Source organism: Klebsiella sp. GB_Kp047 (genome assembly GCF_040065235.1).
GTDB classification, from domain to species: Bacteria; Pseudomonadota; Gammaproteobacteria; order Enterobacterales; family Enterobacteriaceae; genus Klebsiella; species Klebsiella quasipneumoniae.
In genome coordinates, this window is the sequence record NZ_JBEAJG010000002.1 from 14,176 (window position 1) to 34,580 (window position 20,405).

The following is a 20,405-nucleotide window of genomic DNA, read 5'->3' on the forward strand; positions in this document are numbered from 1 at the left end:
TTGCCGGGGATAAACCACATGAATGGACTAAATCATAAAGCGCTTACATGCAGTGCCGTCCCCATACCGCCCTGGGAGCGTTCTCTTCAGGCCGTGGAGGCCCAGCCGTACTTCAGCGTTTCACAGGCGTCGCTCGTGCTCGAAGGGATCGTGTTCGATCGGAACAATAACCTGCTGTTTGTTGATGTGGCGACGGGGCGCGTGTTTAAGCTCACCCCGGAGCGGCAGCTTTCCATTGTCCTTAAGGAGAATACGCTCGGTGCTTCCGGCCTGGCGGTACACAAGGATGGACGGATCTTTATCGCCTCGGTGGGCGATATGCAGCGAGGTTCTGTTCGGGCTATCGAACCCAACGGCACCGGTGAGCAGATGATTGTTGCTCCTGATGCCGGATTTCTTGTCAACGACCTGGTCTTTGATAATCAGGGCGGATTTTATTTCACTGACAGCCGGGGAAATTCAGCCGATCCACAGGGTGGAGTGTTCTACGTTAGTCCCAATGTCGGGTCAATTCATGCCATCCTGCCTGGGCTCGCAGTCGGGAACGGCATAGCGATTGACCCTGACGGTACTCAGATATGGGCCACAGAACACGCTAAAAACAGGCTTCATCGCGTAAGACTGTCAGACGCCACCACGGTCGCCCCGTTTGGTTCAGTTGTTACCTATCAGTTCACCGGGCCGGCGCCAGACGGGGCCCGTGTCGACAGCGAAGGCAATGTATATGTGGCCATCTCAGGCCAGGGCCGCGTCATGGTCTTCAACCGCAACGGACTGCCGATTGGGCAAATTGTGCTGCCTGACCGCGACAAAGGCCATAACCTTAAATCGACAAGCCTGGCGATCCGCCCCGGGCATCGCGAGTTGTTTATTGTCGCCAACAGCGGGAGCGAACCTGGTGGAGCGATGATTTTTCGATCGGGCGCATTCGCGCCGGCACCGTTTCCCTTTTCACATCAGTGACCGGGAATGAGTGGTCTGGCAGACCCGGCAACGCCGGGCCAGGGCAGGGTGTTAACAGTTCTGGATTGCTGAAGGCGGCGTGAGGGAAGGCGGCGTATCCGGAAGCGGGGGAATGATCCCGTCAACGGGGTGCGGCAGATACTGTGCCTCGAGTTCTATGATTTCGGCATCGCTCAGAGAAAAGTCCAGCGCGCTGATAGCCGTGGAAAGATGTTCTGGTTTCGTTGCGCCAATGATCGGTGCTGTGATGACGGATTTTGATAACAGCCAGGCAATTGCAACATGAGCTCTTGGCACCGCGTGCTTTTCGGCAATGCTGGCAACAACATCAATAACGGGCTTATCCAGAAGGGCTGCGTTCTCATACATTTTTAACGCAAAGGCATCGTTTTGCGTTCGTCGGGACGTGACACTCCAGTCGCGCGTGAGCCTGCCGCGTGCCATCGGACTCCAGGGGATCACCCCAATGCCCTGGTCTTCACACAGGGGCAGCATCTCGCGCTCTTCTTCCCGGTAAAGCAGGTTGTATTGCGGTTGCATCGTGATAAATCGGGTCCAGCCGTTACGCTCAGCGGTATGCTGCATTTTTGCAAAGCGCCAGGCTTCCATAGAAGATGCGCCGATGTAACGTACTTTTCCTGCTTTAACGAGGTCATGCAGAGCCTCCATGGTCTCTTCAACAGGCGTGGAGTGGTCAAAGCGGTGAATCTGAAAGAGATCCACATAATCCATGCCTAAGCGCATCAGGCTATCGTCAATAGACTGAAAAATGGCCTTGCGGGAAAGAAACCCGGTATTGGGTGAGTTGCGCCACGGAAAGAAGGTCTTTGTCGCTACAACGATCTCGTCACGTCTGGCCATTTCTCTCAGCGCTTTTCCAGTAATCTCTTCAGAACTTCCGCCTGAGTAGATATTCGCGGTATCAAAAAAATTAATGCCGGCTTCAAGCGCCTGGCGAATGAGCGGACGTGACGCCTTTTCATCCAGGGACCAGGGTTGAGGCAACCGTTCAGGTTCGCCATAGCTCATACAACCGAGACAAAGACGGGAGACGTTCAACCCGCTACGACCCAGATTCACATACTTCATTCGGTGTTCCTTCTTTTATTGCCAGCAATTCTGTATGTGACAGGGTATTGCACTGGTATGAAGGGAACCAGCATGCGCCATTGAATGGTGTTATGAGTTTTTTTCACAAGTAGTCGACAATGGAATTAAAATCGAAGTACAGTCCCGACAAAGTAACATCGGTGATCGCATCAAACATCCCTGCTTTCATAATGCGCTATCGGTAACAAAATCTCCATGGGCTGTTAACACTTATTAATATCTCAAGTATAGTTGGGATTCATATGTTAAATTTGGTGGCTATATGGACCTAAAAATTCTACGTTACTTCCTGACCGTTTCAAACACTAACAATATTACCAAGGCTGCGGATTTGCTACACATTACGCAGCCAACATTAAGTCGCCAGCTAATAATGCTTGAACAGAGCCTTGGTGTGGAGTTGTTCGAAAAAAATGGCAGGGCAATGACCCTCACACCAGAAGGTAAATTATTAAAGAGTCGCGCCAGAGATATTTTGGATCTTGCTGCACTAACAATAAAAGAACTAACCGAAAAGAATGTTTTAGTTTCTGGTGAAGTTACCATTGGAATAGTGGAGTCACAGGGTAGCGAATTACTTTTAGACTTAATTAAACCCTTCTCTTTATCTTACCCTAACGTCAGGTTTAACTTCTATTCTGGCATAACAGAATATATCATCAAAAAAATGGATGAAGGAGAGGTTGATATTTGTGTGTTATTAGACCCGGTTGATACATTAAGTTATAACGTCATAAGATTACCCACATATGAAGAATGGGGTGTGCTGCTACCCGTCGACGATCCTTTAGCCAAAAAGGAAAAAGTTGAAATGAAAGATCTGATCCATCAGCCACTGATGCTTCCAGCGAGGCCTTCTGTTATTAATGAAATAGAAAACTGGTTTGGCCGCTCGAAATATCATATTAATATATTAGGAACCTACAACAGTCTTGTCATACCTATTCAAAGCGTCAGGAAAGGTATTTGTTACGTGGTATGTATTGATAGCCCACTTGTACGTAATGTGAATGGATTAACTTTTCGGCAGTTTAACCCGATAAGACGTACACAAAGCCTGGTTCTATGGAAAAAAGGCCGTATATTTAATACCGCAACAGATTTATTTGTTAAAACGATTTCACGTTATCTGAACCAACCTGAATACTAATAGCCATCGTCTAATGATTAATGTCAGGGGGATTTAACCGGACAAACAGCCAAAACATGAACTCTTTATCTTCATTATAGTTGTGATATCCATCACATTATTTAAAGGAGGTTGAATTCTTATGCTGTAAAAGTAGCATCTGGATCGCGTTTTATGATTATGGACATACTGAAATCGACCAGTAACAGTAGTTTATGTAAAAGCGAAAAAAACAAACCCGATGATTATCAAGAGGTTTTGTTGCTGTGTCATTACGATTACCATGCCTGTGAGGCATAGTAATGCATAGTTTAAAGGTATTTGATTCAATATTTTTCAACTGTTAGATTCCCAGCATCAAAAACTGGAGAATCTTAATGAGCGGTAAATACCATAATCTGATAACCTCTATAATTTCTCATATTGGCGGGATTGGGAATGTAAAAGATTTAACCCATTGCCAAACTCGGTTGAGATTTGTTTTGGTTGATAATAATATTGACATTGCTAAATTGAAATCCCTTGAAGGGGTAATCAATGTCATTATGAGTGGAGGTCAGTGCCAGGTGGTTGTCGGCACTCATGTTAAGGATGTTTTTGATGCATTTAATGACGCGTACCCAGCACGCAGCTCCAGCAGTTCTAATATATCCACATCGAAGAATAGAAAAATAAGTTTAAGTTCAGTTATGGACTTTATCTCTGGAACATTCAACCCTCTCATACCCGCTATTTCCGGGGCAGGGATGGTAAAAGCATTGCTGGCTTTACTTGTCGTGTTTAACCTTATTGGTAAGGAAGAGAAGACCTATGTAGTTATAAACTTTATGTCTGACGCTGTTTTTTACTTTTTGCCAATTTTACTTGCCTATAATGCGGCATCAAAATTAAAGTGCAATCCAATACTTGCCGCAGTGCTTGGTGGTATTTTACTTCATCCTCAATTTGTCCAGTTACGATTGACAGGCGATCCAATAGAGATTTTTGGGTTGCCTGTTAGGCTCGTAAACTATGGTTCCTCTGTTGTTCCAATTTTACTCATTGTTTGGCTACAGTCATTTGTTGAACGTTTTTTGAATACAATAGTGCCTAATGCCATCAAGATTATCTTTGTCCCTATGTTGACTCTGATGTTTGTCGGTATTATAGGGTTAACGCTGCTTGGTCCACTGGGAGGGTATATTGGAGATTATATTGCATTAGCTTTTGTGGGTTTACAATCTGTCGGTAGTTGGACAGTGGTTTTCCTTGTAGCAACACTTTGGCCAATATTAGTTATGTTTGGCATTCATTTTAGCATTACGCCACTTTCTATTGCACAACTTACAACATTAAAAGTCGAAAATATTATTGGTCCAGGTGCGATGATAGCCAATATCAGTCAGGCCGTTGCTGCGCTGGTTGTTGGTTTTAGAACTCAGGAGAATACTACTCGTCAAATCGCACGTTCTTCAGGAATCACTGCACTAATGGGGATTACAGAGCCTGCACTCTATGGTGTAAATTTACCAAAAAAATACCCGTTAATCGCTTGTATGACAGGAGCCGCTTGCGGTGGTTTATATGCCGGGATTACAGATGTGTATCGTTATGCCGTGGGATCATCGGGACTTCCAGCCCTGCCTTTATATCTTGGCGAGAACCTGTGGAACATCTTTAATATTCTTATTGCATTACTTATTTCCGTTATAGTAACGGCTATCCTTACCTATATTCTTAGTCTGAAATACGAACCGGCTTTAGTGTGTACCGGTAATGCTGAAGCACCTGCAGAATCGCACATTTCAGCAGAAAAAAATAATATAGAAGGGATAATGAATCCAATAAAAGGGAATGTAATCCCATTAGAAGAAGTAGAGGATGAAGTTTTCTCTTCCGGTGCCCTTGGAAAAGGATTAGCCATCGTTCCTGTTGAAGGAAAGGTATTGGCACCATTTGACGGTACCGTTGTTTCAGTTTTCCCGACTTTACATGCTATCTGTCTGGAATCAAATAATGGTGTTGAATTATTGATCCATGTAGGTATTGATACCGTGTCATTGAAAGGGGCGCCCTTTAAGTCTTACATTGAAAAAGGACAGAAGGTGACTTCAGGACAACTCATGATTGAATTTGATATTGGGGCGATTAGCGCAGCCGGTCTTTCTCTGCACACCCCTGTTATTATTACTAATCTTGAAGAAACTTCAGAGCTTGAATATACACAAGACCAACACAAGGTAATTGACGCCACGAAAAAGATAATGAGCGTCAAGTTATAAATGTATTCCGAATCAATAATATTAAGGGCTTAATATGCTATACAAAAATCTTAAAGTTTTTCCGGATGAATTTTTATGGGGAGCATCGACTTCAGCTTTCCAGGTTGAAGGAGGGTGGAATTGCGATGGCAAAGGTCCTTCGGTCCAGGATGCCCTTGGTGCCCGGCATGCTGACATTACCGATTTTACTGTAGCGAGCGATCATTATCATCGCTATAAAGAAGACGTTCGTTTATTTGCTCAAATGGGATTAAAAAGTTATCGTTTTTCAGTTTCATGGTCGAGAGTATTGCCTCAGGGGCAAGGTGAAATAAACGAGAAAGGGGTTGATTTCTATAATAATTTAATTGATGAGCTGTTGCGTTACAATATAGAGCCTATATTGACTCTGTATCACTTTGACTTGCCATTGAAACTTGAAGAGCAAGGTGGATGGAGTTCAAGAAAAACCATTGATGCATTTATAGAATACGCGAGATTGATATTTGATCGTTTTGGTGACCGGGTAAAATATTTTTTAACTATAAACGAACAAAACGTAATGATTTTACACGGTAATGCCATTGGAAAAAAACATAACAGCAAAAAACACGCTTACCAGGAAGCACACCATATGTTTGTAGCACAGGCAGCAGTGATGAAACTGTGCCACGAACGTGTGCCTGAGGGTAAGATTGGACCAGCACCAAATATTATATCGGTATACCCAGCGTCCTGCCATCCAGAGGATATTATTGCAGCAGACAACTGGATGGCAATTCGTTGTTGGCTTTATCTTGATATGGCAGTTTATGGCCAATATAACAGCCTTGCCTGGTCATATTTATGTGATCGAGGTTATCAGCCTGATGTCCTGGAGGGAGATGATGAAATACTGAAGAATGCTAACCCTGATTTCATTTCTATTAATTATTATGCCACAATGACGGTCAGTGCGAGTCGTAATGATGGTCATGATATTACCTTCCGCGAAGGTGATCAGCAGATCACCTATGGTGAGGAAGGTATTTATCGGGCAGCAGTTAACCCTTATCTCGAGAAAACAGATTATAACTGGCTGGTCGACCCTATAGGTTTTCGCACGACTTTAAGAGCCGTATGGGATAAATATCGATTACCCATCATGATCTCTGAAAATGGGTTAGGTCAACATGATTGTCTTGTAAATGGTAAAATTGATGATCAATACCGCATTGATTATTTACAAAAGCATATTGAACAAATGCAGCTTGCAATAACCGATGGTGTAGAAATTTTCGCTTATTGTCCCTGGGCCGCTATAGACTTAATCAGCACCCATCAAGGCTATGGCAAGCGGTATGGATTTATATATGTTGATCGTGATGAATTTGATCTTAAAGAGCTCGCCAGAATCCCGAAAAAAAGCTTCTGGTGGTATAAAGATGTGATTAGCAAGAATGGCTTGTCCAGGCCCTGAATTATTTATTTGATTAATTATAAAGTATACCCCATCTGGTTAACCTAAAAATTAGATGGGGGGATGCTGTTTATCTTTTATTTAACAGATGATAGTGTTCATAAATACTTATTGTTAACGCTTGGCAAACAACAATAAAATCAAAATCACAAGGGTACTAATTGATGGCAATCAAGAACAGCCTTACAAAGCTTATATGTATTTCTGCACTTCTACTAGTTAATGCTTATGCTATTTCTGCACCGACTCTTTCGCCGGAGGATATTGATGCAATTGTTCGGAAGTTAAAGGAAAAGTTATCGAACGACGATAAGTTAAAATTCAAAGAGAATGACAACAAAAAATTAATTGCGAATAAAATAACGACAGGTGAACCATTATCCGCCTCGACGAATGAGGCAGGTACATTTAATAATATGTCGGATAGTGAATTCCACGATCTTGCGTTAAAGATTAAGAAGGAAATAGGGTTTAATTATTCCGGTTATTTTCGTGCAGGAATGGCAACAACAACCAATGGTGGTCCGAAAGACTATGCCATTGGTAGTCTTGGACGATATGGTAATGAAAACACGGGGTGGTTTGATCTCACCTTTACACAGCGAGTGTTTAAAGATCAAACTAGAGAGGCTGAAGCAATCGTTACTCTGGACGGTAATGTTAGCCAGTCAAATTCCAGTGGATGGTTCGATACACCCTCTGAGAAGGGCAGTTATCTACAATTTTCAGATATGTATCTAAAAACCACGGGTTTTATACCACCAATTCCTGATGCAATATTGTGGGTTGGTAAGCATAAAATTGCTAAAAGAGAACTCCAGATGCTTGACTGGAAATATCATAATGCAGTAACCGCAGGCGGTGTAGGCTTAGAAAATATCACATTGCCTGTTGGTAGTTTGGATATTGCATTACAACGTCAGGATAAGGATGCTGCTGATGAAACAGTCAACACGAATTTCATTGATTTTCGTTATAATAAAATACCTGTATCTCATAATAAGACATTGGAAATAGATGGTAAATATCATATGGCAAATAAAACAGATAGCCAGAATGATATCGAATTTAAAGATGCTGCAATGGGAACTATCACTTTAACCACACAACATGATGATGGTGGTTTCAATGAATTTGGGTTTCAACTTGGTAATAATTCGATTGCTAGTAGCATGGCTAAAATAAATGACTCAGAACCGGGCTATTTGTATATACCAGGCAGTGCCAGTGGCTATACATGGCGCTTTATCACACAAGGGGAAAATTATTTATCCCCCAATATAATAATGGCCAGCACAGTAGTTGCTGGGATGGCTAAAAATATTCATACCATTGAAGATAAACATCCACACTCTGACTCGGAATTTTTGCGTGCAGTGGTTCGGCCAGCCTGGATTTGGGATCAGTATAATCAAACAGGAATAGAGTTGGCTTATTTTAATCAAAGAAATACTAATATCGACGGAACTCTTCGAGAATCAGGCTATAAAGCAACAGTTTATCATGCACTTAAAGTTGCAAATAGCATGTTAAAATCACGCCCGGAAATTCGCTTCTATACCACCTATATGGATGCAATTCATAACGAAATTACTAATTTCAGTTTCAATGACGATAAAAGCCGTCAGTTAAGCTTTGGCGTTCAGGCAGAATTGTGGTGGAGATGAACGGCCTATATATTTTATCACATTTTTATAACAATGATTATTCACTGTAAAAATTCACTGGCCATCCAATACATCCGATAATTGAATGGAGGCCAGTCTCTTAACAGAAGGTAACCGGCATCATGTAACTCAGTAGCCAGCCGTTCGTGGTAAACACCGGTGGCCTCCATCACCACATGAACATCTTCCGGACCGCAGTGCTGGAGCCTGAGCCAGCGAAGTATATTTTCAACTGAATTGCCCATGTCGTGCCAGAAGCGTAACTAATAACGCCAGAAGCCCTCAAATATTGATGCTTCGTTTCGCCAGGATGCTTACACTTACACCCAAACCAAAAAAAGCCCCTGCGTACAAGCAGGGGCAAGCCATGTCAGAGCTTATTTTTTATTAGTTAAATACCATCCCGCCGTCGATCAGCAATGACTGACCGGTCATGTAATCAGAATCCGGGCTGGCAAGATAGGAGACGCAGGCGGCGACATCTTCCGGCTCGGATAGCCGACCGAGGGTGATGCGTTTGGCGAACTCGGCGGTACCGTAGCCCAGCGGTTTACCGGCGGCTTCTGACACCTGGCGGTCAATTTCGGCCCACATCGGCGTTTTGACAATCCCCGGGCAGTAGCCGTTGACCGTGATGCCCAGCGGCGCGAGGTCGCGAGCGGCGGTCTGGGTTAAGCCGCGCACCGCGAATTTACTGGAGCTATACACCGCCAGCTCCGGGTTGCCGACGTGGCCGGCCTGGGAGCAGGCGTTGATGATTTTCCCGCCGTGCCCCTCTTTCTTAAAGGCTTCGACCGCCGCCTGAATGCCCCAGATCACCCCTTTGACGTTGATGTTGTAGACTTTATCGACAATTTCCGGGGTAATGGACTCGATCGGCGTGGACGGCGCCACGCCGGCGTTGTTGACGATGACGTCGAAGCCGCCCAGCGTTTTGCGCGCCTGTTCGACGGCGGCGAACACCTGATCGCGGTCGGAGACATCCACTTTCACCGCCATGGCGCGGCCGCCGGCCTGGTTGATTTCGGAGGCGACCGCTTTGGCGGTGGCGTCGTTATAATCGGCAATGGCCACGGCAAATCCATCCTTCACCAGACGAAGGGCGATAGCTTTACCAATCCCCTGGCCGGCGCCGGTAACAAGTGCGACTTTTTTCATTTTCCTTTCCTTATTGTGATGACTTACAGAATCTGACTCAGATGCAGCTGGCCCATCAGCAGCGGGTTATCGCGATAATCCACCGGAATGGCCACCACCGCCGGGCCGTCGACGTCCATCGCCGCGCGCAGGGTCGGCTCCAGCGCCTCGGCGCTTTCCACGGCAAACCCTTTGGCGCCGAAGGACTCGGCATAGGCTTTAAAATCCATCGGCCCGAACTCGACGCCGGACAGGCGCTGATATTTTTTCTCTTCCTGGATGGCCACCATGTTGTAGCCGTTATCGACCCAGATCAGGTGCAGCACGTTGGCTTTCAGGCGGACAGCGGTCTCCAGCTCCATGCTCGACTGCAGGAAGCCGCCGTCGCCGGAGACGGAGACCACTTTGCGCTCAGGATTGACCAGCCAGGCGCCGATGGCCCAGGGCAGGGCGACGCCCATGGTCTGCTGGCCGTTGGAGATCATCACCTGACGGGCGCGGAAGCTGTACAGGTAGCGGGCAATCCAGATATGGAAGCTGCCCATGTCCACGGTCAGCGTGACGTCGCTGTTGACGATATCCTGCATGGCGCGAACGATGCGCAGCGGATGCAGAGCAAACTGATTCAGCTGCGCGCCGCGGCGGTCCAGCAGTTCGCGCTGGTGCTGGCGGTCGCGGAGGATCTCCGCCGCCTGCGGGGAGAGCACCAGCCGGCGATCGATATTTTGCGCCAGCTTGTTGAGGGTGCCGGCGATATCGCCCACCAGCTCGACGTCCGGGGTGTAGTTGCGCTCTTCATAGGCGGGCAGGACGTCGATATGCACCAGCGTCGCGTTGCCGCTGTTCCACATCGCCGGTTCATATTCCACCGGGCTGTAGCCGATGCAGATCACCAGGTCGGCGAGCTGCAGCAGACGGTCCCCGGCCTGGTTGTTAAACAGCCCGACCCGGCCGGCGAAGCGAGAGAAGTTATCCTGATTCACCGCCCCGGCGGCCTGATAGGTGCTGGTGACCGGAATATGGCTGGCCTCCAGCAAACGGCGCAGCGCCGCGCTGTTCTCCGGCTGGCTGGCCATCAGGCCGAGCAGGAAGATCGGGTTTTTCGCCTGAGCGATAAGCTTCGCCACCTGGTCGATGGCGGCATCCGGCGCGGCGCCCATCTGCGGGGCCCCGCTGGCCGGCAGTACTTTGCCGCTGACCGGGCCATCGACCACATCCTGCGGCAGGCTGACGAAAGCGCTGCCCGGGCGGCCCTGCTCGGCGGCGCGGAAGGCGTTGGAGACCACTTCCGCCAGCGCGTCCGGCGCGGTCACCTCGACGGCGTATTTCGTCACCGGGCTGAACATCGCCACCGTATCCATACTCTGGTGGACCTGTTTGGCTTTATCGGCGCGTTTCACCGCGCCGCCCAGGGCCACCACCGGGTCGCCTTCGCTGTTGGCGGTGGCCATACCGGTGATCAGGTTGGAGCAGCCCGGGCCGGAGGTGACCAGCGCCACGCCGGCTTTACCGGTAATGCGCCCGACGGCGGCGGCCATAAACGCGGCGTTGGCTTCGTGGCGTACCGGAATAATGCGAATGGAGGAATCCAGCAGTGAGTCGAATACCTTGTCGATTTTGGCGCCAGGGATACCGAACACCTGACGTACCCCCTGGGCTTCCAGCTGGCTGACGACGAGATCGGCGCCGTGCGCCCACTGGCGTACCGGATACTGTTTGTCCATGTGACCCCCTTAACTTTCTACGGAACGGATGGCGGCATCGAGATTATCGGGATGCAGATTGGCCTGCAGGAACGCGCTGTCGGCGGGCAGGTCGATCATCAGCTTGTGAATTTCGCCGAAGGTCAACACCCCGTGGTCGAGCTGGTAATCCAGCAGGTGACCGCCGCCTTTGCGGTCATCGGTAATAAAGTGCTCGTGATACCCGGCGACGTTGATCCCCTGCATATGCTGCGGGGTACGGAAGCCGACCAGTACCCCTTCGCGCTGGTTAAAGCGGAACACCGGCTGATCGTCGAGGACGTCGGTCATCGCCCGGTACGGCGGCGTCTGGCGAGGCACGGTGCGGGTATGGGCATGGCGGAAATGGCCATCGATGCGCAGGGCGCAGAACAGGTTGTCAGAGGGAATTTGCTGGTCGATCACCTCGTGCAGCTGCTGGCGGCTCACCGGGTGGTCGAAGGTTTTCCGGTACTGCGGCTGGAACCAGGTCATCACCGCGAACGGCGTTTTCTGCTCCGGCTGCGCTTTGCGCGCGCTGCCGTCGGCCCGCAGCTGATAGACCTGACTGCTAAAAGCGATCAGCTCCCCGTCCAGCTCATTAAAGGTGCCGAGACCGAAATCGCCGTGCTTCAGCAGGTCGGCGATGGTGGTGCTCCCTTCGTAAACCCCGCTTAGCAGGGCGCTCATGAGCGATGTCTGATAGAGCACGCTCTCGGGATGCTGCGCGGAAAACGCCCGCAGGGTTTCGCATAGACTCTCTTCGCAGGTGCATTCAGCAGAATGATTCATATACCACTTCCTCGTTCAACAAATATAAGAAAGGTTAAATAAATGTTGACCCGATTCAGCTCACAGTTCCAATATAGAAACCATGCTGGTTTGAGACGTTTTCGATATGGAACTTCGTTATCTTCGCTATTTTGTCGCCGTCGCCAGGACGCGGCACTTCACCCAGGCCGCCAAGGAACTGGGTATTTCACAGCCTCCGTTAAGTCAGCAAATTCAGCGGCTTGAGCGCGAGGTGGGGACCCCGCTGTTTCGGCGTTTGACCCGCGGGGTGGAGCTCACCGAGGCCGGTGAGTCGTTCTATGAGGATGCCCGTCAGATCCTCGCCATGAGCGATGCGGCGCTGGAGAAGGCCAAGGGCATTGCCCGCGGGATGAACGGCAGCCTGTCGCTAGGCATTACCAGTTCTGATGCTTTCCACCCGCAAATCTTCACGCTGCTGCACCGTTTTCAGCTCGACCACCCCGGGGTGACCCTGCACCAGATGGAAGACAACATGGCCAATCTGATGACCGCCCTGAGCGAGGCCGAGCTGGATATTGCCTTCGTCCGTCTGCCGTGCGAGAGCAGTAAGGCCTTTAATCTGCGGATTATCGATGAGGAGCCGATGGTTATCGCGCTGCCGCGCGATAACCCGCTGGCGACGCAGCCGACCCTGGCCCTGGAGCAGCTGCGCGACGTGGCGCCGATCCTCTTCCCGCGGGAAGTGGCTCCGGGGCTGTATGAGCTGGTGTACAACAGCTGCCTGCGCGCCGGCATCGATATGGAGCGCGCCTGGCAGTCGTCGCAGATTTCGTCGTCGCTGAGCATGGTCAATGCCGGGTTCGGCTTCGCGCTGGTCCCGCAGTCGATGACCTGCATCCAGCAGCCGAACGTCAGCTATCACCCGCTCAGCGGGGCGCCGCTGAAGACCGATATCGCCATCGCCTGGCGGCGCTTCGAGCGCTCGCGCACGGTGAAACGCTTTCTGGCGATGTTCTGATCTTCGCGACGCCTGCGGCTTACTGCGCCACCCAGCCGCCGTCCATGTTCCACGCCGCGCCGCGCACCTGGGCGGCGGCGTCGCTGCACAGGAACAGCGCCATTTCGCCCAGCTGCTGCGGGGTGACAAACTCCCCGGAAGGCTGTTTTTCCGCCAGCAGCTGGGCGCTGGCCTGCTCCGGGTCGACCCCCTCGGCGATGCGCTTATCGATCTGCTGCTGCACCAGCGGGGTCAGCACCCAGCCGGGGCAGATGGCGTTGCAGGTGATGCCGCTGCGCGCGGTTTCCAGGGCCACGGTTTTGGTCAGGCCGACCACCGCGTGCTTGGCGGCGACATAGGCCGATTTCTCTTTCGACGCCACCAGGCCATGCACTGAGGCAATGTTGATGATGCGCCCCCAGTTGCGCTGGCGCATGCCCGGCAGCGCCAGGCGGGTGGTGTGGAAGACGCTGGAGAGATTGATCGCGATGATGTCGTTCCATTTGTCCACCGGGAACTGCTCCACCGGGGCCACGTGCTGGATGCCGGCGTTATTGATCACGATATCGACGCCGCCGAAGGTGCTTTCGGCATAGCGCATCATCGCCTCGATCTGCCCGACGTCGCGGAGGTCGGCGTCGTGATAGCCGGGGATCTTGCCCAGCGCGGCGACTTCAGCCCGGGCGTGGCTGCTGTCGCCGAAGCCATTGAGCACCAGCTGGGCGCCTGCCTGCGCCAGCACTTTGGCGATCCCTAAGCCGATGCCGCTGGTGGAGCCGGTGACCAGCGCTGTTTTACCGTTTAAATTCATCATATTTCTCCTTCAGTCGGGTCTCAGACAATGCCGGTCACATAGAACGTGGCAATGACAAACAGTACCGCGAGGCTTTTGATCACCGTGATGGCGAAAATGCCGCCGTAGGCCTGGCGATGGCTCAGGCCGGTGATCGCCAGCAGGGTGATCACCGCCCCGTTATGCGGCAGGGTATCCATGCCGCCGCTGGCCATGGCGGCGACGCGGTGCAGGACCTCCAGCGGAATATTGGCGGCGTGGGCGGCGGCGACAAAGGTCTCGGACATCGCCGCCAGGGCAATGCTCATTCCCCCGGAGGCCGAGCCGGTGATCCCGGCCAGCACCGTGACGCTGATCGCCTCGTTTAACAGCGGATTGGGAATAGCCGCGAGGGCTTTCGACAGCACCAGGAAACCCGGCAGGGCGGCGATAACCGCGCCGAAGCCATACTCAGAGGCGGTGTTCATCGCCGCGAGAATAGCCCCGCCCACCGCCGTCCGGCTTCCTTCCGCCAGCCGGCCGCGAATATTGCGGTAGCCGCAGACCAGTACCAGCACAATGCCGGAGAGCAGCGCCGCCTGTACCGCCCAGATGGCGGTGATTTTCCCCACCTCGGTGACCACAGGCTTCGCCAGACCCGGGAGGGTGAGCTCATGGCTGGCGCCGTACCACTGCGGGATCCAGTGGGTAAACAGCAGATTCAGCACCCCCACCAGCAGCAGCGGGGCGATAGCGATCAGCGGATGCGGCAGGTTGATGTCATCCGGGGTCTCCGGCTCATTTTGCAGGTCGGTCCCATAGCCTTCGCCGCTGGCCTGCGCTTTGCGGCGCTGGCGCTCCAGCCACAGCAAACCGAAGAGGATAATGAACAGCGAGCCGATAAGCCCCAGCCACGGGGCCGCCCAGGCGTTGGTGCCGAAGAAGCTGGTGGGAATAATATTCTGGATCTGCGGCGTGCCGGGCAGGGCGTCCATGGTAAACGAGAAGGCCCCGAGGGCGACGGTGGCTGGGATCAGCCGTTTGGGGATCCCGCTCTGGCGAAACAGCTCGGCGGCGAAAGGGTAGACGGCAAAGGCCACCACAAACAGCGATACCCCGCCGTAGGTCAGCAGGGCGCACACCAGCACGATCACCGGGATCGCATGGCGGCGTCCAAGGATGCGGATGGCGGCGGCGACAATCGACCGCGAGAATCCCGACAGCTCAATCAGCTTGCCGAATACCGCGCCCAGCAGAAACACCGGGAAATAGAGCTTCACAAAGCCGACCATTTTTTCCATAAACAGGCCGGTAAAGGCCGGGCCGACCGCGCCCGGGTCGGTGAGTAGCACCGCGCCGAGGGCGGCGATCGGCGCAAAGAGGATCACGCTGTATCCACGGTAGGCTGCCAGCATCAGTAATGCCAGCGCGGCCAGGGCTATTATCACACTCATCACGACGTCTCACTCTCATTGTTATTGTAGGGGTACAGAACGAGATACTAGGGTTTCAGGGCGAAGCGCAGCTGGTGTTCCCGGCGCGACTGGATGCGCTGGCGCCGGGCCTCGTCCCAGCGGTAAAAGCCTTGCCCGCTGCGGGCGCCGGTGTCGCCTCGCGCTACTTTCTCCGCCACCAGCGACATCATCTCGGTGCCGCTGGCCAGCTGCGGCAGCAGGTGCTGGCAGATATCCTGGACCGTCGCCAGGCCGGTCATGTCCGCTGCCTCCAGCGGGCCGACCATCGCATAGCGGCGCCCCAGCGAGGCGCGCATCACCTGGTCCACCACCTCCGGGGACGCGATGCCGCTGTGGACGATATGCAGCGCTTCGCGCAGCAGGGCGAACTGCAGCCGGTTGCCGACAAAGCCCGGCGCGGCGCGGTTGAGCACCACCGCTTCCAGCGCGCAGGCGGCGCAAAAGTCGCTCACCTGGCGCGCCAGATGAGGCAGGGTGGCGCTCCCGGGCACCACTTCCACCAGCGGGATCAGGTGCGGCGGATGCCAGAAATGGGCGATCAGTAGCCGTTCCGGGAGGCGCATGCCCTGCGCCAGCTGATCCGGCGGCAGGCCGCTGGTGTTGCTGGCGATAATCGCCTCGTCGGCGATCAGCGTTTCCAGTTCGGCATACAGGGCGTGCTTCAGCCCCAGCCGTTCGGGGATCGCTTCAATCAGCAGCGTGGCGTCCGCCAGCGCTTGCAGCGCCGGGGTAGGGGTTAAACGGCTCAGCACGGCGTCGCGGTCGGCGGGAGCCTGCTGACCGCTCGCCTCCAGCTCGCGCAGGATAGCGCTGGCCACCGCCGGAACCTCAGCGAGACGCTGCGGGTCGGTGTCATACAGGCGGACGGCGTGACCGTGACGGGCGAAATGGCAGGCGATACCGACGCCCATCAGTCCCGCGCCGAGTACCGCCAGGCGTGGTGTAAACATAGTGGCTCCTGTTAACGTTGTAGGGTCATGGCGATGCCCTGGCCGCCGCCGACGCACAGGGTTGCCAGCCCTTTGCTGGCGCCCCGGCGCTGCATCTCATGCACCAGGCTGACGAGGATCCGGCAGCCGGAGGCGCCGATGGGATGGCCCAGGGCGATGGCGCCGCCGTTAACGTTGACCTTCTCGCTGTCCCATTCGAGCAGCTGGCCGACGGCCAGCGCCTGGACGGCAAAGGCCTCGTTGGCTTCGATCAGATCCACCTCGTCCAGCGTCCAGCCGGCGCGCTGCAGCGCCTGGCGGCAGGCGCTCACCGGGCCGATGCCCATCACCGACGGGTCGACCCCGGCGACCGCCGCGCTGACAATGCGCGCCAGCACCGGCAGCCCAAGCTCGTGCGCTTTATCGACGCTCATCAGCAGGACCGCCGCAGCGCCGTCGTTCAGCGATGAGGCATTCCCGGCGGTGACGCTGCCGTCAGCCGGGCGAAACGCCGGGCGCAGCTTGGCCAGCTGCTGCTCGCTGGTCTCCGGGCGCGGTTGCTCATCGTCGGTCACGACACGCGGAGGTTTTTTGCCCTGCGGGACGCTGACCGGGACGATCTCCTCGCGAAAGCGTCCGGCGGCGATAGCGGCCGCCGCTTTGCGCTGGGAGCTGGCGGCGAAGGCGTCCTGGCGCTCGCGGCTGATGTCGAAGGCGTCGGCAAGGTTCTCGGCGGTAATGCCCATGTGGTAGTCGTTAAAAGCGTCCCATAGGCCGTCCTGGATCATGCTGTCCTGCAGGCTGGCATGGCCGAAACGCAGGCCGTCGCGGGCGCCATTCATCAGATAGGGAGCATTGCTCATGCTCTCCTGGCCGCCGGCGATAACGATCTCGGCGTCGCCGCAGCGGATCGCCTGCACCGCCTGCTGAACCGCTTTCAGCCCTGAGCCGCACACCAGATTGACGGTGACCGCTGGAGTGTCCACCGGCAGGCCGGCCCGCAGCGCGGTCTGGCGCGCCGGGTTCTGCCCGCAGCCGGCGGTGAGCACCTGGCCGAAAATCAGTTCATCGACCGCTGCGGCGGGCAGCTGGCAGCGTTCAAGCAGGCTGCGCACCACTGCCGCGCCGAGGTCGACGGCGGAAAGCGGGGCGAAGGCGCCGCGAAAGCTGCCGACCGGGGTGCGTACGGCAGCAACTATGGCAATATCGGTCATGGTCTCTCCTTAGCTGAAGCGCATTTCGCGCACGTCGTCGGCGACGATCAGCCGTCCCGCCGTTTTACGCATCACTTCGTCGGGGCTGACCCCCGGGGCCACTTCGCGCAGGACAAACGCCCCGTCGACAATGTCCAGCAGGGCCAGGTCGGTGAGCACCCGGCGAATGCAGCCCACGCCGGTGAGCGGCAGGGTGCACTGCGGCAGCAGTTTGGATTCACCGTTCTTTGAGGCGTGGGTCATCACCACGATGATGTTCTGCGCGCCGGCCACCAGGTCCATGGCGCCGCCCATCCCCTTGACCATTTTTCCGGGGATCATCCACGAGGCGATATTCCCTGCGACGTCGACCTCAAAGGCGCCAAGAACCGTAAGATCGACGTGGCCGCCGCGGATCATGGCGAACGACTGGGCCGAATCGAAGATCGCCGCCCCGGTTTGCGCGGTGACGGTCTGTTTGCCGGCGTTGATCATGTCGGCGTCGAGGGTTTCCTCATCGGGAAACTCGCCCATCCCCAGCAGGCCGTTCTCCGACTGGAGCATCACTTCAATGCCGGCGGGAATGTAATTGGCCACCAGCGTCGGGATACCGATCCCAAGGTTGACGTAGTCGCCGTCGCGCAGCTCCTGGGCGACGCGCATCGCCATTTGTTCGCGGGTTAACATCTCAGTGCCCTCCGGCGCGCAGGGTGCGCTGTTCAATGCGTTTTTCGAATTGCCCGACGATCAGCCGGTCGACATAGATCCCCGGGGTGTGAATGGCGGAGGGCGGCAGTTCGCCCGGCGGCACAATCTCTTCCACCTCCACCACCGTAATGCGCCCGGCGGTGGCCATCAGCGGGTTGAAATTCTGTGCGGTATGGCGATAAACCACATTGCCGTACCAGTCAGCCTTCCAGCCCTTCACGAGGGCGAAATCGCCGCGAATAGCTTGTTCAAGAATGTAATTTTTACCGTCGAACTGGCGCACCTCTTTGCCTTCGGCGACCGGCGTGCCATAGCCGGTGGCGGTGTAAAAGCCGGGGATCCCCGCGCCGCCGGCGCGGATTTTTTCCGCCAGCGTTCCCTGCGGGGTGAGCTCTACCGCCAGCTCGCCGCTCAGCACCAGCTGTTCAAACAGCGCGTTTTCCCCGACGTAAGAGGCCACTACCTTGCTGACCTGGCGCGACTCCAACAGCATGCCGAGACCGAAGCCATCGACGCCGCAGTTGTTGGAAACCACCGTCAGCCCCTTCACCTGGCGACGCTTCACCTCGGCGATCAAATTCTCGGGTATACCGCACAGGCCGAAGCCGCCGGCGAGCAGCGTCATGCCGTCCGTTAACCCTTCCAGCGCCGCTTCGTAGCTGGCGACGCGTTTATCCAGTCCTGCCATCTTGTCTCTCCTGCCTTGCGATACCCTTATCATTGGCGCGGGCGACTGATTTGATAATTTTGAATTTGTGACTCACTCATTTGGAAATTTAATTAATTTCCTGTTAACTAATTTCTTTCAATTAGTTAACAGGATGAAAAATGAGAATGAGTGTCAAACAGTTACGCGCGTTTTTAGCGGTAGCTCACACTCTCAATTTCGCCCACGCCAGCGAAAGGCTGAATCTGTCGCAGCCAGCGCTCAGCCTGACCATCAAAGGGTTGGAGGAGGCGCTGGGGGGCGCGCTGCTGCAGCGCAGCACCCGCAAAGTGACCCTCACCCAGGAGGGGGAACTCTTTCTGCCGATGGCCCGTCAACTGCTGGCCGACTGGGATAACGTTGAGGAGGCGATGCGCCAGAGCTTCACCCTGCAGCGCGGCAAAATCTCGGTCGCCGCGATGCCGTCGTTCGCCGCCAACGTTCTGCCGGAGGCGCTGAAAGCCTTCCGCGACCGCTATGCCGGGGTGAACGTCACGGTGCATGATGTGATCAATGAGCAGGTAATCGAGATGGTGCGTGAGGGGCGGGTAGAGATGGGCATCGCTTTCGAGCCATCGCCCAACCACAACCTGCTGTTTACCCCGCTGGCGGTGGACCGCTTCGTGGCGATCGTTCCCCGGCAATCGCCGCTGGCGAAGAAAAAAAAGCTCACCTGGCAGGAGCTGTTAACTCTCGACTTTATCACCCTCCAGCGTCCCTCGGCGGTGCGCCTGATGCTGGAGGAGGCGCTGGCGCGCAGCGGGCGTCAGCTGGACGTGGCGCTGGAGAGCCACCAACTGGTGACGGTGGGGAGGATGGTAGCCAGCGGTCTGGGAGGCAGCGCGGTGCCGGCGCTATGCAAAACGCAGATGACCTCGCTGGGGGCAGTGTGCATTCCGCTCAGCGATCCGCCGATTGAAAAGTGCGTTGGGGCGATCCATGCCGGACATCTGCCGCTGTCGAAGGCGGCGCAGGCGCTGCTGGATACGTTGAAAGGGTATTTACCCACCTGAGGGGGCGTGGGGAAAAAAAACCGGCCCGCAGGCCGGTTTGATAATCAGATTTTGCAGGCGTCGCCGCAATCGTCATCGGCAACGATCGCCTGGGCATTTTTGTCCGCTTCTTCCAGACGCTCCGCGTTGCGCTCTTCCGCTTCATCCAGGCCGCTGAAGACCAGGTTGTCGAGATCAATTTCCATAAGTTACCTATCGTTGCTGGTTTTGAATCAGCGTCAAGTATAGGGCATAACCGCCTGCGGAGGTAACCGCTCTTCGCGCCGAACGCACAGAGCGTTAAGTCCGCCGGCAGCAGATAAAACCCACCATAAATAACCGTTGACAGGATGGCGTTAGCTTTAAATATCTCCACCAGAATAATTTCCTGCCTAAATATTAAATGAAAGGACAACGAAGGTGTAATTAAGCATTGACGAATGGCTTTTATGTT

18 protein-coding genes and 1 pseudogene are annotated in these 20,405 nt (G+C 54.1%); 7 read left to right on the forward strand and 12 right to left on the reverse strand.

What is annotated here, in order from left to right; all coding sequences use genetic code 11:
• Positions 1-18: 18 nt before the first annotated feature.
• Positions 19-963: an SMP-30/gluconolactonase/LRE family protein gene (locus tag ABLV76_RS02210; RefSeq protein WP_135683560.1), complete on the forward strand. Its 945-nt coding sequence runs from the start codon at positions 19-21 to the stop codon at positions 961-963.
• 51 nt (positions 964-1,014) lie between these two features.
• Here ABLV76_RS02210 and ABLV76_RS02215 read toward each other — a convergent pair whose 3' ends face one another.
• On the reverse strand, positions 1,015-2,052 hold the full coding sequence (locus ABLV76_RS02215; RefSeq protein WP_348878158.1) for an aldo/keto reductase: 1,038 nt from the start codon (positions 2,050-2,052) through the stop codon (positions 1,015-1,017).
• 283 nt (positions 2,053-2,335) lie between these two features.
• Here ABLV76_RS02215 and ABLV76_RS02220 point away from each other — a divergent pair, with 283 nt between their 5' ends.
• From ABLV76_RS02220 to ABLV76_RS02235, 4 genes are all read left to right on the forward strand, one after another.
• Positions 2,336-3,223, forward strand: a complete 888-nt coding sequence (locus ABLV76_RS02220; protein WP_135719735.1) for a LysR family transcriptional regulator — start codon at positions 2,336-2,338, stop codon at positions 3,221-3,223.
• Positions 3,224-3,579: 356 nt separating this feature from the next.
• The gene (locus tag ABLV76_RS02225; protein WP_348878159.1) at positions 3,580-5,463 is read left to right on the forward strand and encodes a beta-glucoside-specific PTS transporter subunit IIABC; all 1,884 of its coding nucleotides are present in this window, start codon (positions 3,580-3,582) and stop codon (positions 5,461-5,463) included.
• Between the two features lie 34 nt (positions 5,464-5,497).
• Positions 5,498-6,901, forward strand: a complete 1,404-nt coding sequence (locus ABLV76_RS02230; protein ID WP_049004055.1) for a glycoside hydrolase family 1 protein — start codon at positions 5,498-5,500, stop codon at positions 6,899-6,901.
• A gap of 164 nt (positions 6,902-7,065) precedes the next feature.
• The gene (locus ABLV76_RS02235) at positions 7,066-8,568 is read left to right on the forward strand and encodes a carbohydrate porin (RefSeq protein ID WP_348878160.1); all 1,503 of its coding nucleotides are present in this window, start codon (positions 7,066-7,068) and stop codon (positions 8,566-8,568) included.
• 110 nt (positions 8,569-8,678) lie between these two features.
• On the opposite strand, the pseudogene ABLV76_RS02240 reads toward ABLV76_RS02235, so the two are convergent.
• From ABLV76_RS02240 to budA, 4 genes and pseudogenes are all read right to left on the reverse strand, one after another.
• A pseudogene (locus ABLV76_RS02240) lies at positions 8,679-8,807 on the reverse strand (IS110 family transposase); the annotation flags it as partial.
• Between the two features lie 148 nt (positions 8,808-8,955).
• On the reverse strand, positions 8,956-9,726 hold the full coding sequence (locus ABLV76_RS02245; protein ID WP_004151179.1) for a (S)-acetoin forming diacetyl reductase: 771 nt from the start codon (positions 9,724-9,726) through the stop codon (positions 8,956-8,958).
• A gap of 23 nt (positions 9,727-9,749) precedes the next feature.
• Positions 9,750-11,429, reverse strand: a complete 1,680-nt coding sequence (gene alsS / locus ABLV76_RS02250; RefSeq protein ID WP_004202990.1) for an acetolactate synthase AlsS — start codon at positions 11,427-11,429, stop codon at positions 9,750-9,752.
• A 9-nt stretch (positions 11,430-11,438) separates the two neighbouring features.
• The gene (gene budA / locus ABLV76_RS02255; RefSeq protein WP_002908205.1) at positions 11,439-12,218 is read right to left on the reverse strand and encodes an acetolactate decarboxylase; all 780 of its coding nucleotides are present in this window, start codon (positions 12,216-12,218) and stop codon (positions 11,439-11,441) included.
• Between the two features lie 106 nt (positions 12,219-12,324).
• On the opposite strand from budA, the gene ABLV76_RS02260 reads away from it, so the two are divergent.
• Positions 12,325-13,197: a LysR family transcriptional regulator gene (locus tag ABLV76_RS02260; protein ID WP_004145376.1), complete on the forward strand. Its 873-nt coding sequence runs from the start codon at positions 12,325-12,327 to the stop codon at positions 13,195-13,197.
• 19 nt (positions 13,198-13,216) lie between these two features.
• Here ABLV76_RS02260 and ABLV76_RS02265 read toward each other — a convergent pair whose 3' ends face one another.
• The 6 genes from ABLV76_RS02265 to ABLV76_RS02290 are packed head-to-tail and all read right to left on the reverse strand — an operon-like array spanning position 13,217 to position 18,941.
• Positions 13,217-13,987 carry a 3-hydroxybutyrate dehydrogenase gene (locus tag ABLV76_RS02265; protein ID WP_004202988.1) on the reverse strand — a complete coding sequence of 257 codons (771 nt, stop codon included), beginning with the start codon at positions 13,985-13,987 and terminating at the stop codon, positions 13,217-13,219.
• A 23-nt stretch (positions 13,988-14,010) separates the two neighbouring features.
• Positions 14,011-15,405: a GntP family permease gene (locus tag ABLV76_RS02270; RefSeq protein ID WP_196531944.1), complete on the reverse strand. Its 1,395-nt coding sequence runs from the start codon at positions 15,403-15,405 to the stop codon at positions 14,011-14,013.
• A 44-nt stretch (positions 15,406-15,449) separates the two neighbouring features.
• A complete protein-coding gene (locus tag ABLV76_RS02275; RefSeq protein ID WP_130972211.1) occupies positions 15,450-16,373 on the reverse strand; it encodes a 3-hydroxyacyl-CoA dehydrogenase family protein in 924 nt (307 codons plus the stop codon).
• 11 nt (positions 16,374-16,384) lie between these two features.
• Positions 16,385-17,566 (reverse strand): acetyl-CoA C-acetyltransferase, encoded by a 1,182-nt coding sequence (locus ABLV76_RS02280; RefSeq protein ID WP_043519898.1) that lies wholly within the window; start codon positions 17,564-17,566, stop codon positions 16,385-16,387.
• A gap of 9 nt (positions 17,567-17,575) precedes the next feature.
• Positions 17,576-18,232 carry a CoA transferase subunit B gene (locus ABLV76_RS02285; RefSeq protein WP_049003325.1) on the reverse strand — a complete coding sequence of 219 codons (657 nt, stop codon included), beginning with the start codon at positions 18,230-18,232 and terminating at the stop codon, positions 17,576-17,578.
• A 1-nt stretch (position 18,233) separates the two neighbouring features.
• Positions 18,234-18,941: a CoA transferase subunit A gene (locus tag ABLV76_RS02290; protein ID WP_004202983.1), complete on the reverse strand. Its 708-nt coding sequence runs from the start codon at positions 18,939-18,941 to the stop codon at positions 18,234-18,236.
• A 140-nt stretch (positions 18,942-19,081) separates the two neighbouring features.
• Here ABLV76_RS02290 and ABLV76_RS02295 point away from each other — a divergent pair, with 140 nt between their 5' ends.
• Positions 19,082-19,972 (forward strand): LysR family transcriptional regulator, encoded by an 891-nt coding sequence (locus ABLV76_RS02295; RefSeq protein WP_017899570.1) that lies wholly within the window; start codon positions 19,082-19,084, stop codon positions 19,970-19,972.
• Positions 19,973-20,016: 44 nt separating this feature from the next.
• Here the strand turns inward: ABLV76_RS02295 and ABLV76_RS02300 are convergent, their stop codons facing one another.
• Entirely contained in the window at positions 20,017-20,157 is a 141-nt protein-coding gene (locus tag ABLV76_RS02300) for a hypothetical protein (RefSeq protein ID WP_348878161.1), read from the reverse strand.
• Positions 20,158-20,405 lie beyond the last annotated feature (248 nt).

What these genes read in the sequence shown, in the direction of transcription:
- ABLV76_RS02260 (WP_004145376.1), top strand. Translation starts at nt 12,325, where the DNA reads ATGGAACTTCGTTATCTTCGCTATTTTGTCGCCGTCGCCAGGACGCGG.
- alsS (WP_004202990.1), bottom strand. Translation starts at nt 11,429, where the DNA reads ATGGACAAACAGTATCCGGTACGCCAGTGGGCGCACGGCGCCGATCTC.
- ABLV76_RS02290 (WP_004202983.1), bottom strand. Translation starts at nt 18,941, where the DNA reads ATGGCAGGACTGGATAAACGCGTCGCCAGCTACGAAGCGGCGCTGGAA.
- ABLV76_RS02230 (WP_049004055.1), top strand. Translation starts at nt 5,498, where the DNA reads ATGCTATACAAAAATCTTAAAGTTTTTCCGGATGAATTTTTATGGGGA.
- ABLV76_RS02265 (WP_004202988.1), bottom strand. Translation starts at nt 13,987, where the DNA reads ATGAATTTAAACGGTAAAACAGCGCTGGTCACCGGCTCCACCAGCGGC.
- ABLV76_RS02245 (WP_004151179.1), bottom strand. Translation starts at nt 9,726, where the DNA reads ATGAAAAAAGTCGCACTTGTTACCGGCGCCGGCCAGGGGATTGGTAAA.
- ABLV76_RS02235 (WP_348878160.1), top strand. Translation starts at nt 7,066, where the DNA reads ATGGCAATCAAGAACAGCCTTACAAAGCTTATATGTATTTCTGCACTT.
- budA (WP_002908205.1), bottom strand. Translation starts at nt 12,218, where the DNA reads ATGAATCATTCTGCTGAATGCACCTGCGAAGAGAGTCTATGCGAAACC.
- ABLV76_RS02300 (WP_348878161.1), bottom strand. Translation starts at nt 20,157, where the DNA reads ATGGAAATTGATCTCGACAACCTGGTCTTCAGCGGCCTGGATGAAGCG.
- ABLV76_RS02295 (WP_017899570.1), top strand. Translation starts at nt 19,082, where the DNA reads ATGAGAATGAGTGTCAAACAGTTACGCGCGTTTTTAGCGGTAGCTCAC.
- ABLV76_RS02285 (WP_049003325.1), bottom strand. Translation starts at nt 18,232, where the DNA reads ATGTTAACCCGCGAACAAATGGCGATGCGCGTCGCCCAGGAGCTGCGC.
- ABLV76_RS02215 (WP_348878158.1), bottom strand. Translation starts at nt 2,052, where the DNA reads ATGAAGTATGTGAATCTGGGTCGTAGCGGGTTGAACGTCTCCCGTCTT.
- ABLV76_RS02225 (WP_348878159.1), top strand. Translation starts at nt 3,580, where the DNA reads ATGAGCGGTAAATACCATAATCTGATAACCTCTATAATTTCTCATATT.
- ABLV76_RS02280 (WP_043519898.1), bottom strand. Translation starts at nt 17,566, where the DNA reads ATGACCGATATTGCCATAGTTGCTGCCGTACGCACCCCGGTCGGCAGC.
- ABLV76_RS02275 (WP_130972211.1), bottom strand. Translation starts at nt 16,373, where the DNA reads ATGTTTACACCACGCCTGGCGGTACTCGGCGCGGGACTGATGGGCGTC.
- ABLV76_RS02220 (WP_135719735.1), top strand. Translation starts at nt 2,336, where the DNA reads ATGGACCTAAAAATTCTACGTTACTTCCTGACCGTTTCAAACACTAAC.
- ABLV76_RS02210 (WP_135683560.1), top strand. Translation starts at nt 19, where the DNA reads ATGAATGGACTAAATCATAAAGCGCTTACATGCAGTGCCGTCCCCATA.